The sequence below is a fragment of the Pseudobacter ginsenosidimutans genome, from assembly GCF_007970185.1.
In the GTDB taxonomy this organism is placed as follows: Bacteria; Bacteroidota; Bacteroidia; order Chitinophagales; family Chitinophagaceae; genus Pseudobacter; species Pseudobacter ginsenosidimutans.
This window is the reverse complement of sequence record NZ_CP042431.1, coordinates 6,630,989-6,647,529: the sequence shown is the minus strand read 5'-3', so window position 1 is coordinate 6,647,529 and position 16,541 is coordinate 6,630,989. Positions and strand designations below refer to the sequence as shown.

At 47.1% G+C, this 16,541-nt stretch carries 14 protein-coding genes; 7 read left to right on the top strand and 7 right to left on the bottom strand.

The features are described 5' to 3' along the window. The first annotated feature begins 18 nt into the window (after window positions 1–18). Window positions 19–399, top strand: a complete 381-nt coding sequence (locus FSB84_RS26020; RefSeq protein ID WP_130540761.1) for a response regulator — start codon at window positions 19–21, stop codon at window positions 397–399. A gap of 16 nt (window positions 400–415) precedes the next feature. Here FSB84_RS26020 and FSB84_RS31765 read toward each other — a convergent pair whose 3' ends face one another. Both FSB84_RS31765 and argS read right to left on the bottom strand, forming a co-directional pair. Next, window positions 416–703, bottom strand: a complete 288-nt coding sequence (locus FSB84_RS31765; protein ID WP_394367086.1) for a DUF6922 domain-containing protein — start codon at window positions 701–703, stop codon at window positions 416–418. A gap of 85 nt (window positions 704–788) precedes the next feature. Beyond that, window positions 789–2,678, bottom strand: a complete 1,890-nt coding sequence (argS, locus tag FSB84_RS26010; RefSeq protein WP_130540759.1) for an arginine--tRNA ligase — start codon at window positions 2,676–2,678, stop codon at window positions 789–791. A gap of 309 nt (window positions 2,679–2,987) precedes the next feature. Here argS and FSB84_RS31280 point away from each other — a divergent pair, with 309 nt between their 5' ends. Further along, a complete protein-coding gene (locus FSB84_RS31280; RefSeq protein ID WP_225979891.1) occupies window positions 2,988–3,284 on the top strand; it encodes a GtrA family protein in 297 nt (98 codons plus the stop codon). Here FSB84_RS31280 and FSB84_RS26000 read toward each other — a convergent pair. The 3 genes from FSB84_RS26000 to FSB84_RS25990 form a co-directional block, all read right to left on the bottom strand. Continuing rightward, complete coding sequence (locus tag FSB84_RS26000; RefSeq protein WP_130540758.1) at window positions 3,281–3,730, bottom strand: VOC family protein; 450 nt, start codon at window positions 3,728–3,730, stop codon at window positions 3,281–3,283. The two genes, FSB84_RS31280 and FSB84_RS26000, sit on opposite strands and share 4 nt — an antisense overlap. 80 nt (window positions 3,731–3,810) lie before the next feature. Continuing rightward, complete coding sequence (locus FSB84_RS25995; protein WP_130540757.1) at window positions 3,811–4,224, bottom strand: helix-turn-helix domain-containing protein; 414 nt, start codon at window positions 4,222–4,224, stop codon at window positions 3,811–3,813. A gap of 9 nt (window positions 4,225–4,233) precedes the next feature. Continuing rightward, window positions 4,234–4,707, bottom strand: coding sequence for a DUF456 domain-containing protein (locus FSB84_RS25990; RefSeq protein ID WP_130540756.1), 474 nt, complete (start codon window positions 4,705–4,707; stop codon window positions 4,234–4,236). A 104-nt stretch (window positions 4,708–4,811) separates the two neighbouring features. Here FSB84_RS25990 and dnaK point away from each other — a divergent pair, with 104 nt between their 5' ends. Further along, on the top strand, window positions 4,812–6,725 hold the full coding sequence (dnaK, locus tag FSB84_RS25985) for a molecular chaperone DnaK (protein WP_130540755.1): 1,914 nt from the start codon (window positions 4,812–4,814) through the stop codon (window positions 6,723–6,725). A 67-nt stretch (window positions 6,726–6,792) separates the two neighbouring features. On the opposite strand, the gene FSB84_RS25980 is transcribed toward dnaK, so the two are convergent. Further along, window positions 6,793–7,689: a hypothetical protein gene (locus FSB84_RS25980; protein ID WP_130540754.1), complete on the bottom strand. Its 897-nt coding sequence runs from the start codon at window positions 7,687–7,689 to the stop codon at window positions 6,793–6,795. A gap of 225 nt (window positions 7,690–7,914) precedes the next feature. Continuing rightward, window positions 7,915–9,846, bottom strand: coding sequence for a TonB-dependent receptor plug domain-containing protein (locus FSB84_RS25975; RefSeq protein WP_130540753.1), 1,932 nt, complete (start codon window positions 9,844–9,846; stop codon window positions 7,915–7,917). Window positions 9,847–9,963: 117 nt separating this feature from the next. Between FSB84_RS25975 and FSB84_RS25970 the strand changes: the two genes are divergently transcribed. From FSB84_RS25970 to FSB84_RS25955, 4 genes are read left to right on the top strand one after another with little or no spacing between them, the layout of a single operon-like run. Further along, window positions 9,964–10,554 carry an RNA polymerase sigma factor gene (locus FSB84_RS25970; protein WP_130540752.1) on the top strand — a complete coding sequence of 197 codons (591 nt, stop codon included), beginning with the start codon at window positions 9,964–9,966 and terminating at the stop codon, window positions 10,552–10,554. A gap of 55 nt (window positions 10,555–10,609) precedes the next feature. Further along, window positions 10,610–11,641, top strand: a complete 1,032-nt coding sequence (locus FSB84_RS25965) for a FecR family protein (protein ID WP_130540751.1) — start codon at window positions 10,610–10,612, stop codon at window positions 11,639–11,641. A gap of 54 nt (window positions 11,642–11,695) precedes the next feature. Then, window positions 11,696–14,947, top strand: a complete 3,252-nt coding sequence (locus tag FSB84_RS25960) for a TonB-dependent receptor (protein ID WP_130540750.1) — start codon at window positions 11,696–11,698, stop codon at window positions 14,945–14,947. A 53-nt stretch (window positions 14,948–15,000) separates the two neighbouring features. Further along, entirely contained in the window at window positions 15,001–16,536 is a 1,536-nt protein-coding gene (locus tag FSB84_RS25955; protein WP_130540749.1) for a hypothetical protein, read from the top strand. The last annotated feature ends 5 nt before the right edge of the window (window positions 16,537–16,541 follow it).

Here is a 16,541-nt window from a genome sequence, read left to right as displayed (position 1 = left end):
GAACAAACCAAGCAACGTATGAAAGCACAGCCCACGAAGACTAATACGCGCAAAGTATTGATCATTGAAGATGAAGGCGATCTCTGCCTCTTGTTGAACCTGCTGCTGGATGGTCAGGATATGGAAATCGATCATGTTCCCAGCCTGGCAAAAGCAGGGGAATATCTTCTACAGGAACAGCCTGCACTGGTATTGTTAGATAATCGCCTGCCTGATGGTTTCGGGATCGATTATATTGGCGATATAAAAAAGCAACATCCGGCAACAAAAGTAATTATGATCTCCGGACTGGATGCGGCAGCGAGAGATGTGGCTTTAGATAATGGCGCCGATGATTTTATTGAGAAGCCGTTTACGAAGGCGGATATTTTCAGATCGGTGAAGAAGTTGATGAATTGATTGGGCTATTCAGAATCTAAAGCGAGAACCTGCGAAACACAGCTATGGAATATCTGTTGGCAACTAACTCACACACTTCATTGCTGATGAGTTCTCTGGTAGTTTTCAACACGCTTATAATTTGATCTGAAGTGTACAGGCTCTCTAATTTGTCAATATCCAAATGAAATGTTGATGGAGTTGTCATATACAAAGCCCTTGGAATAATTATATCCTGATCTCGATCTATATCCAGGAGATCATAATTCATATCCCAAAAAAGGTGTTTGGGCAACAACGATGATATTAAATGCTTGTTTCGCACCTGTTGAAGTTACTGATTTATGAAGGAAAATAACAAACCGTCTAAGAATCAGAACTTAGGCGGTTTGTTTATAAGCTTAACAATTTTACATCCTCTCCGGAACCTTAATTCCCAACAACTTCATCCCTGTAGCAATGATCTGCGATGTGATTGCTGCCAGCTTCAATCTTAGTTGTTTTTTCTCAGCAGACTCCGCGTTCATCACCGAATGCTCTGTATAAAAAGAATTGAATGTTTGTGCTACTCTAAAAATGTAATTCGCGATCACGGAAGGATTATGCTCAGCGTTAGCCTGTGCTATGATAGCAGGGAATTGCTCTGCCAATGTGATCACGGACTTCTCTAATGGGAACAACTGACCACTATTCACTGCACTACCCGTAATTCCACTTTCTTCTTTACGCAGAATGGATTTGATCCGCGCATGCGTATACTGAATGAACGGCCCGGTGAATCCCTGGAACTCTATGGACTCCTCCGGGTTGAACAGCATTTTCTTCTTCGGATCAACACGCAGCAGGAAGAATTTCAAAGCTCCAAGTCCCAGCGTATCATACAATTCGGCCAGCTCCGCTTCATTGAAGTCTTTTACTTTTCCTAATTCTTCGGTCTTTGCCGCAGAGATCTTTACCATTTCAGCAATCAGGTCATCGGCATCCACCACAGTACCTTCACGGCTTTTCATTTTTCCACTGGGCAGTTCCACCATGCCATAGCTGAGATGATAAATTCCATCGGCAGAAGGCAGTTGCAGTTTCTGCGCGATCAGCTTCAGTACTTTGAAATGATAATTCTGTTCATCGCCCACTACATAAATGCTCTGATCAGATTTGTATTCTTCGTATTTCTGAACGGCCAGGCCAATATCCTGCGTGATATACACGGATGTGCCGTCTTTTCTTCTTACGATTTTTTCGTCCAGGCCATCGGCGGTAAGATCGATCCAAACACTGCCATCTTCCTTTGCATAGAACACGCCTTTCTGCAAGCCGGATTCCACCAGCTCTTTACCTAATAAATATGTATTGCTTTCGTAGTATGTTTTATCGAAGTCGGAGCCGATGCGCTTGTAGGTGGCGTTGAAACCTTCGTACACCCAGCTGTTCATTTTTTCCCAGAGGGCCATCGTTTCCAGGTCGCCCTGTTCCCATTTGATCAGCATCTGGCGAACGGCACGCATGGCTTCCGTGCTGTTGCGGGCGATCTCTTTGATCTCGTCTTCCGCTTCTTTCTTTTTATCGCCGCTGAGCTCTGGTAATTTATTCAGGATGGCTGTGAGTTTTGGCAACTCACTGGCATCTACATCCGAAGTATCGTTTTTGGAGAATTTTTCAAGAATGGGAGCTGTTTGTTCTTTCAGCAGGTTCTCGAATTTCACGTAGTAATCACCCACGAAATGATCGCCTTTGATGCCGGTGCTTTCGGGAGTGGCGCCATTGCCGAGACGTTGCCAGGCCAGCATGCTTTTGCAGATATGCACGCCGCGGTCGTTCACGATGCAGGTCTTCACCACATCAAAGCCATTGGCTTTGGCTATCTCAGCGATGCTCCAGCCGAGGAAATTGTTGCGAAGGTGACCAAGGTGCAGGGGCTTGTTGGTGTTGGGGGAGGAGTATTCCACCATCACTTTTTGTCCATTTGCCGGATGGTAACCGAATTGGGCATTGGCGGCATGCTGGTCCAGGAACTGAAGCCAGTAAGTTTCGGCAATGCTGAGGTTCAGGAAACCCTTGATCACATTGAATGCGCTGAACAGTTCCGGATGGGCGGCCACCAGTTGGGCGCCGAGCTCCTGTCCGAGCCCTTCGGGACTCTTTTTCAACGGTTTCACCAGTGCAAAGAGCACTACGGTATAATCTCCCTCGAATTCAGGCTTGGTTTCGTTTACCAATGCTGAAGCGGCAGGAAAATCTGTCTGGTATAATAACTTTATCTGCTGATGAACGGCCGATTGAATTGCTGCAACAATGCCCATTTACATGATTTAAGGGGGCAAATTTAATGTAATAATCAACAAGACCCAGCCGGACGCCTATAATCCTGTCAGCTCTTTCCCCTAACTTCGCAGCGCGAATTCAAACATGATGCTGAAAGACTGGGTCAATAGTATTATCAATTTTTTCTATCCACCATTCAAAAAGTGGATGCCTCTGCAAACCTTCAGATATGCCGCCTGTGGCGGTGGGAATACACTGTTGGACATCTTTATCTATTATATCAGCTACAATTTCATCCTCGAAAAACAGGTAGTGCATACATTCATGGGGCCATCAGTCCGCATATCATGGCATTCCTCATTTCGTTTACCGTTAGTTTCCCGACCGGCTATTTACTGAACAGATTCATTGTTTTTCCCGGTTCTACGTTGAAGGGCAGGGTGCAGCTTTTCCGTTATTTCCTGCTGGTGGTGGTGTGCATAGGGCTCAATTATGTCTTCATTAAATTGTTCGTGGAGCAATTCCATTTTTATCCCACCGTGGCTAAGATCTTCACTACAATAATAGTAGTGAGCTTCAGTTATCTCACCCAAAAACAATTCACCTTCAAAGTGGAGGCGGTGAAGAGCAACGAGAGCGCTTAATGGGCTTTGGGTTCCGTCATGCTGAACCAGTTGCCGCAGCCGTCCGTCATCACACATTCGATGCCATAGAATTGTTCGCGCGGTTCGGATTTGAATTCCACGCCCTTTGCTTTCAGTTCTTCATAGGTGGCAATACAATTGGAAGTATAGAAAACGCCGCATCCCATCACACCTTTGCTGAGTAAGTGTTCCAGCGCTTTTTTATCGTCGGGCTCGAAGCTGTCGGTACTCATGAGGATGATCTCGAAATCCGGCTGATCGGGCGCATTGAGTGTAAGCCAGCGGAACATCTTTGCGTCTGGTGGCGGTTCTTTTCCTTCTTCACATCCATGCGGTGGCATGGTTACATCCGTGTTCACTTTGAAGCCGAGCTTGTTCACATAGAAATCATAGGCTTTGTCCTGGTCCGTTACGAACAGGGAAGTGTGCGTCATTTTTGTGATCATGATCGTTGATTTAAATAAGGAATAAAGCTAGGGAAGTAGCGGGCATTCCATTTCTCGGATCTTGCTTTTCAGAGGAGAGGTTATTTCTTTTCCACCAGCTGATGAATGAAACAGTGAGGGATGAACGCTTTTGGCTGCTCTTTGGCTTTCTGTTTCCGCATGAGCATCATGTTGCGGAACATTTGCGGTCCCATGCCGGTCTCTTTTTTGAACAATACGCTGAAGGAGCCGATGCTTTCGAAGCCTACTTCGTTACAAACTTCTGTGACTGACAGATCCTGCTGCAGCAGTTCCTGTGCTTTGAGCAGCCGCTTGCGCGTCAGGTACTGGTGTGGCGTTTTCCTGTACACGCGGCAGAAGAGACGATGAAAATGGAAACGGGAGAAGAAAGCGCGTTCGGAAATGCCTTCCAGGTTAATGGGTGCATGGAAATTATCGTCCATGTATATTTTGGCGGCAACGATGCGCTGGCAGGTATCCCTTGTCAGTTCCATACCAGAAAGTTACCAAATAGATTTGATGAGGTACCAGAGCATCATGAAGCAGACCACAATTTTCAGGAAGGAGCCCACCAGGAAGCCGATGAATGAACCGAAAGCGGCTTTCAGCGAGCGGTTGGAATCCTGTCCACCGATCATTTCGCCCACGAACGCGCCGATGAATGGACCGATGATCACGCCCCAGGGTCCCATCCAGAAGGCGAGGAGGAAGCCGAGTGTGCAGCCCCAGGCCCCGTATTTGGTGCCTCCGAATTTTTTGGTGCCGTAGATGGGGATCACATAATCGAGGATGATGGTCACTATCACAATGCCTGCCCAGATCACCAGGAACTGGGTGCTGAAAGGATTGGGATCGCGGAGGTTCTGGAGCAGGAGTCCGAACCAGGCGATCGGCGGTCCTGGCAGTACAGGCAGCAGACTGCCCAGGATACCCAGAACAATTAGCACAAAACCCAGTATGATCCACAGCCATTCCATCAGAAAACATGTTTGAAAACGGAAGATACTGCCAATTTTTCACCTTTCCACCAATGGGCATAATGATTGATAACCAATAAGCGAACATTAAATTCAGCACAATTATGGGAAAGATAATAGGAATTGACCTGGGTACAACCAACTCCTGCGTAGCAGTAATGGAGGGCAATGAACCTGTGGTTATCGCCAATGATGAGGGACGACGTACAACCCCGTCTGTGGTGGCTTTTTTGAAGAACGGTGAAAGAAAGGTAGGAGATCCGGCCAAAAGACAGGCCATTACGAACCCACACAACACCATCATGAGCGTGAAGCGTTTTATGGGACGCCGCTTTGATGAAGTGTCAGAAGAGATCAGCCACTGGAGCTATAAAGTTGCCAAAGGTGACAATAATACCGTACGTATTGACATAGACGGACGTTTATATACCCCGCAGGAAATTTCTGCCATGATCCTTCAGAAAATGAAGAAGACTGCAGAAGATTACCTCGGACAGGAAGTAACAGAAGCGGTGATCACCGTTCCTGCCTATTTCAATGACGCTCAGCGTCAGGCTACCAAAGAAGCCGGTGAGATCGCCGGCCTGAACGTACGCCGTATCGTGAATGAGCCCACAGCCGCCGCACTGGCCTATGGTCTCGATAAAGCCAAGCACGACGAGAAGATCGCAGTATTCGACCTCGGTGGTGGTACCTTCGATATCTCCATCCTCGAACTGGGCGATGGCGTATTTGAAGTGAAATCAACCAACGGTGATACGCACCTCGGTGGTGACGACTTCGATAAAGTGATCATGGACTGGCTGGCCGACGAATTCAAAGCTGATGAAGCTGTTGATCTCCGCAAAGACCCGATGGCTTTGCAACGTTTGAAAGAAGCTGCTGAAAAAGCAAAAGTGGAACTGTCTTCTTCCAGCGAAACAGAGATCAACCTCCCTTATATCACCGCAGTGGATGGCGTTCCCAAACACCTGGTGAAAAAACTCACAAGGGCAAAATTCGAACAACTGGCAGACAAGCTGTTCGAGCGTTGCCTCAAGCCCTGCGAGCAGGCCCTGAAAGATGCAGGCCTCAGCACTTCCCAGATCGATGAAGTGATCCTCGTAGGCGGTTCCACACGTATCCCCAAGGTTCAGGAGATCGTTGAGAAATTCTTCGGAAAGAAACCCAACAAAGGTGTTAACCCCGATGAAGTAGTAGCGATCGGCGCTGCTATCCAGGGTGCTGTACTCACTGGTGAAGTGAAAGACGTTCTGCTGCTGGACGTAACCCCGCTCTCTCTCGGTATCGAAACCATGGGTGGCGTTATGACCCGTCTGATCGACAGCAACACTACCATCCCTACACGAAAATCAGAAACATTCTCTACTGCCAGCGATAACCAGCCCGGCGTACAGATCCATGTTCTGCAGGGCGAGCGTCCGATGGCCAATCAGAACAAGAGCCTCGGTACCTTCAACCTGGATGGCATCCCACCAGCACCGCGCGGCGTTCCGCAGATCGAAGTGATCTTCGATATCGATGCCAACGGTATCCTGCACGTAACCGCTAAAGACAAAGGCACTGGCAAGGAACAGAAGATCCGTATCGAAGCCGGTTCCGGTCTGAGCAAGGACGAAGTGGAAAAGATGAAGGCAGAAGCACGCGCCAACGAGGCTACCGATAAGGAAGCCCGTGAAAAGGTTGACAAAGTGAATGCTGCAGACAGTCTGATCTTCCAGACCGAAAAACAATTCAAAGAGTTTGGCGATAAGATCCCTGCTGATAAAAAAGCACCGATCGAAACCGCACTCAATAAACTCAAGGAAGCACACAAATCACAGGATATTGCCGCTATCGATGCTGCTACAGCTGAGATGAACAATGCCTGGACAGCCGCTTCCGAAGAGATTTACAAAGCACAACAGCAGGGTGGCGCACAACCTGGCGCTGATCAGGCAGGTGCTAACGGAGCTGGTCAATCGAATAACGGTGGTGGTGAAAATGTAACCGATGCCGAGTTCGAGGAAGTAAAGTAACATAGACTTTCATTCCATAAAATAGGAAAGCCGTCTTCTTTTGGAGACGGCTTTTGTTTTTTGTATACTATTGCTTCTTCAAACAAGTGAACCGCAGCAATGTATGCTCCGTATAACCGTCCACCACATTCCCGTTCTCTTTTCTCTGGTAGGCATATTTCAATCCTGCTTCTTTCAACCCTCCATTGGTGTCGAATGAATTGCTGAATTCAGAAGTATAACTGTTCTCATTGCTGTAAAGAGGAATATTGTGTTCTCCAAGTATCGTATGACCGAGTGTTGTTTTCGCATATACGGGATTGTTCCTGGAGAGCAGCTGGTTTACGAGAAAAGGTTCGTCGAAGTATACGGAGAATACATGCAATCCCAGGCCCTTTGATGCGAAAGGATTTGGATTATTGTCGTAACGGAAATCATAGGCATAAGTGTATACTTCGTTGTCATTAAGCTCCTGCAGGTCTTCGGGCATGAAATTGCCCCGCGCATCATAAGAGTATGCGTGATAATTCTCGCCGCTGAATTCCACGCCAACCAGTTGGTCCTTTGCATTGAAAGTGAAATCCACCGTGTCTTTTCTGTCTACAGTTCCGTTTTCATGATAGAATGTTCTTGCAATATAGGCGATCCGCTTTTGCGCATCAACTTCATATTTGCAGTTTGTTCTTTTGTAAAAAAGATTGCCGGATTTATCAAAAAGTTCGGCTTTGGTAACGATGCCGTTGGTCCAGGTGAAATTGGTGTATTGGTAGGGTTGGAAGACTGATCCATCACCAATACGTTCCAGTTGTTCAATTTTGGTAAGCTGGTTCTGTTCATTGTATTGAAAACGGATGGTGCCGTTTTCATGTTCCATCTGCTGAAGCTGGATAAAATCCTCTTTTGGAGCTTCTGAATGTTTGTCGCTTTTTTTACAACTGCCGGCCAAAGAAGCGGCAAAAAGAATGAGTAGGAGTTTTGTTTTCATGACTTGTTTTTTGCGCAAAACAAATCATTGGATTCTTAAAATTATGCTAAAGGGAAATGAGGTGGAAGGCTTGAAACGCTTTTCCAGACTGCGTTTTACGGTTCAGGATGCCAGAACCCCGATTGGTGTACCGGAATTTACTGATCATGCAGTATCCGGTATTTGTTCCTTTTCTTTTTGTTAAGAAGGCGCTTTGGTGAAAGCGCCTTCTCTTGATTTATTCAGTTATTTACTCCATCTCACCTGCAATCCTCCCATCAGCCATCTTCCAGGCATTGGGGTTCCTAACAGATCACTGTAACTTTGATCGAAGGCATTATCAACCTGAACAAACACGCCCAGCCTTTGTTTCCAGAAAGCATATTGCGCGCGACCGTTGATCAGGAAATAATCCCTGCTCACGGTTGCATTGATAGCAGGCAGGTTCTGTTTTTCTCTTTTTTTATACATCCCATTCACGCTCAGGCTCAGGTTCTTCAAACTCCAGATCACGGAGAAATTGGTCAGCAGTTTAGCATGCGAGGAAATATAAAAGCTCGGCGTGCTTTCACTGCTTTCGCTGCTCAGCCAAACCAGGCCAAGGCTGGCTGTGAGTTTATGTTGCGCGGAGAAAGGATGAATGTATTGCACATCGGTTTCCCATCCTGTTGTTTCTACGGAAGAGATATTCTTTGCCAGTGCGTATGTGCCGGAGGGTGAGAGATTGTCTTTTCTCGGCATATCCGCATAAGCAGTATTGCTGTAATCGATCAGGCTCTTGTGATAGCGTTGGAAAAAAGTGGCGGAGAGTTTCAGGTGCTCGCCGTAAAACCAGTCTGCACCTGCTTCGTAGCTCACAGATGTTTCTGAATTGAGATTGGGATTGCCGATCCGTCCGCTGGTCACCAGTGCCTTGTTATAGTTGTTGTAACGCTCCGTGAAATCTGCATCACGGATGGTTTTGCCAACGCTGCCGCGGAGTTGGAATTGTCCTGCTTTCTGCGAGATATCGATCTGTGGCGCCAGTTCATTGGAGATGCTGCCGAAGAACACCCATTGCAATGAAGGCCTTACTGTAAATCCTTTCCAGAGTGATTGTGATAAAGAAACGAACGGAGAAACGATGAGGAGCGAATGATTGCCTCTGTCGTTGCTCTCTATATTCTTATCCATCAGGTTAGCACCGGCTACGAGGTTTGTGGAGGAAGAGAGTTTTCGCTGGTAAATGAGGCGGCTCTGGAACAATCTTGATGTACTGTTATTGGCGATGGATACATTATTGTATTTGTAATGATCGCTTACGGATTTGAAACCGGCATCGAGGGAAAGACTTTGCTGCTCATCCTGGTAACCGATCCGCAGCTGGTGCCAGCGTGATGTAACCTCTTCGCTGGCTGTATCGGAGAGGAAGGTGGTGTAATAGTTCTGGGCCGCAAAATCGCGGTTGTCGTAAGCGAAGCGATAAGCAACATTCCATTTGGAACTGAGGTGGTAATTGGCGGATACGCTGGCTGTGGTGTTATTGAAGAAGCCGGTAGTGCCGCGTTGTTGCACACCATCCGCCTGGTTATGGAGAACGCCGCCTGCAAGGGTAAGTCTATTCTTGCTGTACAGGAATCCTGCATCGGCATTCCAGAGACCGTATTCACCTGCACCTGTGCTGGCAGACAATTGCAGGGCTTCTGCACCTTTCTGTGCTGCGAAGGATTTGGTGATGATATTGATCACACCGCCAACGGCATCCGGGCCGTGAATAGCGGATGAAGCGCCTTTAAGCACTTCTATGCGCTCGATCTCTGCAGGTGCAATCGGAATATAACTATTGAAATGGCCGGTATTGGGGTCGTTCAAACGCATGCCATCGAGGATCACCAGCACTTGCTGGAATGTGCCGCCACGCAGCACGATATCGCTCTGCGAGCCCATCGGTCCGCGGGCCTGGATCTCCACGCCGGGAAGATAGCGAAGCAGTTCATCCAGCGAATGCACTGGCAGTTGTCTGAATTGTTCTCCTTTGATCACTGTTATATTACGGCCTGTTTCCGATGCACGCTGCCGTATCATGGAAGCAGTGACGGTTACAGGGTTCAGCTCATTCTCTTTTTCTATTTCCTGTGCGTTGAGCTGCAGACCACAGGCGCTGGTTGTAATGGTTAGAAGCAGGGCAATCTTTTTCATAGCGCGCAAAATTAGTAAAATCCGCATTAATCCTTAATGTATTGGTAATGCGTACACATCTTGCTCTTTGGAAAAAGCGGCTACTTTTATAGGCACCAAAGATTCATCCAGCATTGTATGCAACAACTGGCTTTGAAAATAAAAAAAGGTGATGAGCAGGCATTCCAGGCGTTCTTCCATCAAACGCACCATGCCGTGCTCAGGTATCTCAACAAACAATTGCACCACAATCGTTTTATTGATGATATCATCCAGGAAGTGTATATCAAGGTCTGGCAAAACAGGTCACAGATCGATCCGGGCCGCTCACTGGAAGGATGGCTCTTCTCCATCGTATACACCACTATGTTGAATCATCTTCAGAAAGCTGTTGCTGAAAAAAAAAGGATCGATGCATTAACATGGGCCCTGGGATCTGCACAGCTGACTGATCATAACAAAGGCCCGGTTCAACTGCTGCAAAAAGAAAGCGACCTGCTCTATCACCGCGCACTTCAATCCATCAAACCTGCACAAAGGCTCCGCTGCTTCCGTCTTCACCGGGAAGCAGGACTTACGTATAACCAGATCGCCGACCTGGAAGGTCTGGCAGTAAAAACAGTGGAAGGGCATATCAGCGCCGCACTGAAAGATCTGCGTAAGCTTGTTTCGCTTACACATTGTGTCTTTTTCTACTTTTCTATCTTTTTGATGGTAACAATTCCGTAACCTGATTTACTCAGGGTACGGAGTCTTCAGCTTTGTAATAGTAATAAAGGATATTTTGGAAAAGCGAACATTAGACCTGTTACTGAAAAAATTGGCTGAAGGAAATCTGTCGCAGGAAGAGGCATCCCTGTTACAGGAAGCCCTGGCGCAGGAGGCTTCGCAACAACAGGGGCATTTGCATGCGTCTGAGGTCTGGGAGGAAATGCTGAACGGACCGGCGCCAACGCCAGAAGAGAAGGAACGCGCTGCAAGGAATTTTGAAGCTGTATATCAACAATTACATACAGAGCAGGAATCTGTAATAGTTCCAATGAAAGGCCGCCGCTGGTGGCAATCCGCCAGGCTTCGCGCAGCCTGCCTGGTAGGTGTGATAGTAGCCTGTGGAGCTGCTGGAGGCTACTGGTCTTATCGAAAATTATCATCTCCGTCAAAACTGACAGCAATAGCCTGGAACGAGGTCAATACCAAACCTGGTGAAAGAAGCCGCCTCACACTGGGAGACGGGACTGTGATCTATCTGAATGGCGGCACCACCATGAAATATCCGCAGGTATTTGCCGGTAAGAGCAGGGAAGTGGAACTGGTGAGCGGAGAGATCTTTTTGGAAGTAACGCCCAATGAAGCCATGCCTTTCATGGTGAAAACTGATAGTCTTGCCGTGCAGGTGCTGGGCACTTCCTTCCAGGTAAGCAACAGACCTGAAGGCAAACAGGTAAGTGTAGCCGTAAAAACAGGAAAAGTATCATTCGGCACCAATAGTAAGCTTCGATCGCTTTTGCTCACACCCGGTAAAGCAGGCGTATTCCATAAGAAAGACGGAAACTGGAAAGAACTGAATTGTAATAAAGATGCGATCGCGGGTTGGACAAGGAATGAATTCATTTTTGAAGATGCAACCCTGGCAGAAGTACTTACGGCTATACAAAACAGTTATGGACTTAATTACAAGATCGAAAACAGATCCGCCGCCAATCGCTTGTACAGAGCAAGTTTCAATCAACATACACCACAACAGATCGTGCATGCACTGAGCCTGCTGGGCGATTTCAAATACGTGATCAGGGATTCAACCATCATCGTTAAATAAAAAGACCACATGATTGCATATCGTGATCTTTTCAAAAAGTAAAGCGTAATTCTAATGTTCAACACTATCAAAAGATCCCTTGAAAGAGGGAAGGGGAGATCCTTTGCCCCGGACCAACTATTGCAAACCGGCTTCCTGTGCATGCTGTTTGTGTTGCTGATATTTCAGGCCCCGGCCCAGGCGCCCGCAAAAAAGATCAGTATCAGTTTCTCCAATACCGCACTCAAAGATGTGCTGGTGGCTATCGAAAGGCAATCCGGCTATCGTATCAATTATACCATGCCGGATGTAAATGAGTCAACAAAGATCAATGTAAATATCAAAGATGCTTCTATTCGCGAAACACTGAAAGCAACATTGCGTAATACCAACTACCAGTTCATTATCGATGGCACACTGGTGATCATTAAACCTCAGCCTAAGCCGGCAGCCGCGGTGGTTGCTGCCCAGGCTCGCGGCCTTGTTTCGGGAAAAGTGGTTGACGAAGAAAGTGGAGAACCCATCGCAGATGTAAGTATCCGGATCGGGAAAAAAGGTACAACCACGGCCATCGATGGCAGATTCACTCTCAGTTTGTTGAAAGGGAAATATGAAGCGGAACTGTCTGCTGTAGGTTATGGAAAAAAGGAGATCACTGATATTGAAGTGAAGGAAAATCAAAACTTCGAGCTGAATATAACACTGAAGAGAGAGAAAGGATCACTGGAATCCGTGGTGGTGAAAGCATCTGCCAGGAAGGAAAGCGTAGCAGCCTTGTATGCGAGACAGAAAAACTTTGCCGCTATCAGCGACGGGATCAGCGCGGAACAGATACAACGCACACCAGATAAGAATCTCGGTGAAACACTGAAACGCATCAGCGGACTGGCAACTATGGAAAATAAATATGTGGTGATCCGTGGTATGAGCGAAAGATACAACCAGGCCATGCTGAATGGACAGATCATGCCCAGCACAGAGTTGAACCGGAAGAATTTCAGCTACGATATGATCCCTACCAATATGATCGATAATGTGGCGGTGTATAAATCCATCACACCGGACCAGAGTGCAGAGTTCGGCGGTGGATTGGTGCAGGTAACAACCAAAGATATCCCTTCGCAGAATTTCAACTCCATCACTGTAGGTGGTGGCTATAACGACAGAACCACGGGAAAATCTTTCCATACATTGAAACTGGAAGGAAAGGAATACCTGGGCGCCGTTTCAGATCACAGAAAGCTCTTTGGAAAATCAGATTGGAAGAATAAGAACGATGTACTTGCGTATTACGACAGCAAAGGAATGGAACCGGTTGCATTCGGAAATAACTGGGCAGTTCAACAGATGAATGCTCAACCGTCTCAAAACTATTCATTCTCTCTCGGCAGGACGTATGCGCTGGAAAATGAAAAGAAGATCGGGTTTGTTGCTTCCGTGAATTACAGGAATACATTGCAGACCCAGGATGTGATCTCGGGCAGGAATGGCTTCGATGCAAAAATGGAAAGTGGAATAATGGACAGCATCGGACTTTATGGAAAACAATACGGTTTCACTACCAATATCGGTGTGCTGGCAGGTGCAGGCTTTAGCGGGAAAAAATTCAAATTAGGATGGCAGAATTTTTACACAAGAGTGCTGGACCAGCAATTATTGACAGGCATCGGTAAGCATGCAGACAATAGCAATGACGCATTATCGCTGGGATTTTTCGACAATACACAACAATCCACACTCTTGCAAAGCCAGCTGAAAGGCGAACATTTGATCGGCAGCAAAGGAATCAAGCTGAACTGGATGGGAAGCTATATCCACCTGGACCGCCAGCGCCCGGATAATCATGCGCTCTGGGCTGAATTCCTCAATGATCCTGATGGACTCACCAAAGGCGCTGACTTCAATATGTACAATATCATCGAGGCAAAAGGACCCGCTGGTTCCACTGCCGGAGACGGCACTACCGGCGTATTGCGCAGCTGGAGTAAGGTAAAGGAAAAGAACTATGCCTGGGACCTCTCAGTTCAGGTTCCCTTCAACTGGAACATTACCCGAAATATTTTCAAAGCAGGCACTTCGGGGTGGTACAAGCATCGAACGTTCTATGTGATACGAGCCACTATGGGTGCCAATGATGCAGGTGTGTATCCTTTCATCGGAAACCTCTTCACTCCGGAACATGATCTGAAAGCGGGCATCGTTCCTTTCGGAGATGAGGATGAAAAGAAAGTTCCGCTGTATGCAGGTTATGGCATGTTTGATAACCGCATCGGCAAAAAACTTCGATTGGTCTGGGGTGTGAGGGCTGAATTTTTCAACATGGATAAAGTGAACGATCAGTTGCGGCAACTGGAATACCTGTATCCCGATGCTGATCCCGCCGCACTATACAACAGGGAAAAGAAATGGCAGTTCTTTCCTTCCGCCAACCTCACGTATTCGCTGACGCCAAAAATGAATTTCCGCCTGGCTTATTCAAAGAGCATAATCAGGCCTGATCTGCGCGACCTTTCCTTTTTCCAGGAATATGATTACGAACTGGGCGGCATGTACCTGGGAGGCTTTGTAAGATCAACGCTTTTGCACAATTACGATTTCAGGTACGAATGGTTCCCGGGTGCAGGCGAGATCATGTCTTTGTCTTTATTCTATAAGAATTTCAAATACCCAATGGAGATCTACCAGCAGTCCGGTAACAAAGTATTTGACCTGAAGAATAACTATGATGCAAAGAATTACGGTATTGAGCTGGAAGCCAGGAAGAGCCTTGCATTCACAGGTGTGCCGGTTATCAGGGATATTATCCTTTATGGCAATTTCACTTATATGGATGCGAAAGTCCGCCAGATGCACGAATCGGCAACCATGAATTCTGCACAAGATTCCATCATCATAAAAAGGGAAGTGCTGAAGGAGGAGAAAAGACCCTTGAGCGGTCAGAGCAATTATACCTACAATGCAGGGATCTATTACGATAACAAATATGCTGGTGTATCGCTTACGTATAACCGAACTACCAACCGCGTATTCAGACCTGCGCTCAGGTACTTTGAAAGCTATTTTGAAAGACCCGTGGAATCCCTGGATTTCCAGTTGACAGGTTATTTCCTGAAACGTAAGCTGGAAGCGAGACTGAACATCAGTAATCTCCTGGATAGTTACAGTGTGATCTATCAAAAAGATATGGGGCAGAACGATATAGAAAAAGCAGAAAAAAATGAACTGCCCAACAGCGCCTATTTTTTCGACAAAAATGGAAGTGATATCATCAATCTCATCAGTAAACCTGGTAGAACTTATTCTATAACCCTCAATTACAATTTCTGATCCTCTTATTTCCGCTTCATTTTTTCCTTATTCTAATCAATAAAAATGGGTTTATGAAAAAAAGAGCAAACATTCGATTTGTATCGGCTATGGCTATGTTCACCCTGGTGGTGTTAGCTGTTGCGTCCTGTAAAAAAACGGGCAAGGAAATCAGAAACGAACAGCCTGTCAGGGCTGCGGTATTGGCTTCGTGCGACACCTGTACCTATGCCAAAACCGACACACTGCGTGGAGTGATCACTGTTGACAAAACACTTGATTGCAACACCATCTGGTATTTGGATGGACTGGTGTATGTTTCCAACAACAAAACCCTCACCATCCATCCGGGTGCAATCATCCGCGGACTTGAAGGCGATCTCACCACCAATCCCCGCACGCCCGGTGGTGGTCTGATCATCACCAAAGGTTCAAAGCTGATTGCCGAAGGCTCAGAAACCTGTCCCATTACCTTCACCTCATGGAGAGATGAACCAGGCCACCCCGATGGCGCTCCCGTTTCAGGTGACTGGGCAGGTGTTGTTCTGTTAGGACAGGCGCCTACCAACAACGGCACTTCCAACATCGTAGAAGGCGTTCCCAGCAACCCGCCTGCTGATGCTACCTATGGTGGCAATATCAGCAACGACAACTCAGGTATCCTGAAGTATGTTGTGATCAAGTATGCCGGCTTCCCGCTGGAAGACAATGTGGAGATCAATGGTCTCACCATGGCGGGCGTTGGTTGCGGAACCACTATCGACTATGTTGAAGTATTCAAAGCCAATGACGACGCCTTCGAATGGTTTGGTGGTACTGTGAATGCTACCCACCTGATTGCGGTGGATCCCCTGGACGACATGTTTGATTTCGACAATGGCTACACCGGTAAGATCCAGTGGGCGCTTGGTCTTGCAGATCAGTCACGTGCAGACCAGAGCACTTCCAATGGTATCGAGGCCGACAACAATTCCGGCGGTACTGTTACCACACTGGAAACACGTCCTGTTATCTCTAACATGACCCTGATCGGTTATTCAACATCAACACTCGCCAACACTGCTCTCAGGGGCAGGGGTAACCAATGGCGCAGGAATGCAGGTTTCATTCTGCAAAACTCGATCGTGTTAGGATTCAAGGAAGGTATCCTGTTGGATGGCTGTCTTTCACAGACCAAGTACCTTGGAACAGGAAGCTCTCTGGTGGATTCTCTGAAACGTAACCTGGTACATGCTTACAACACCAGCAGCGCTTACATTGCAGGAGGTTCTCCTGCTTGTTCTCCTGCATTCACGAGCGCAAATTTCCTGGCTAAGGCAACCACTGTAGGTTCTTCCTGCGCGATCCAGGATAATGGTGCTTTCGTGAATGCCAATGCGAATGCAGATATCAGGCTGGTGAATCCATTCGTGCGCAGCACAACAGGATTCTACCGTCCTTCAACTACTTCGCCTGCATCACCTGCCATTTCAGGATTCACAAACTGCAGCTTCCCCGGAGCACCTAATGCATGCTCATTCTCCTTTACAACCGGCATCTCTTATCGCGGTGCATTCGGAAGTGCTGCGGGAGACGACTGGGCTGTGAACTGGGCAATCTTCGAAGACTAATTTCT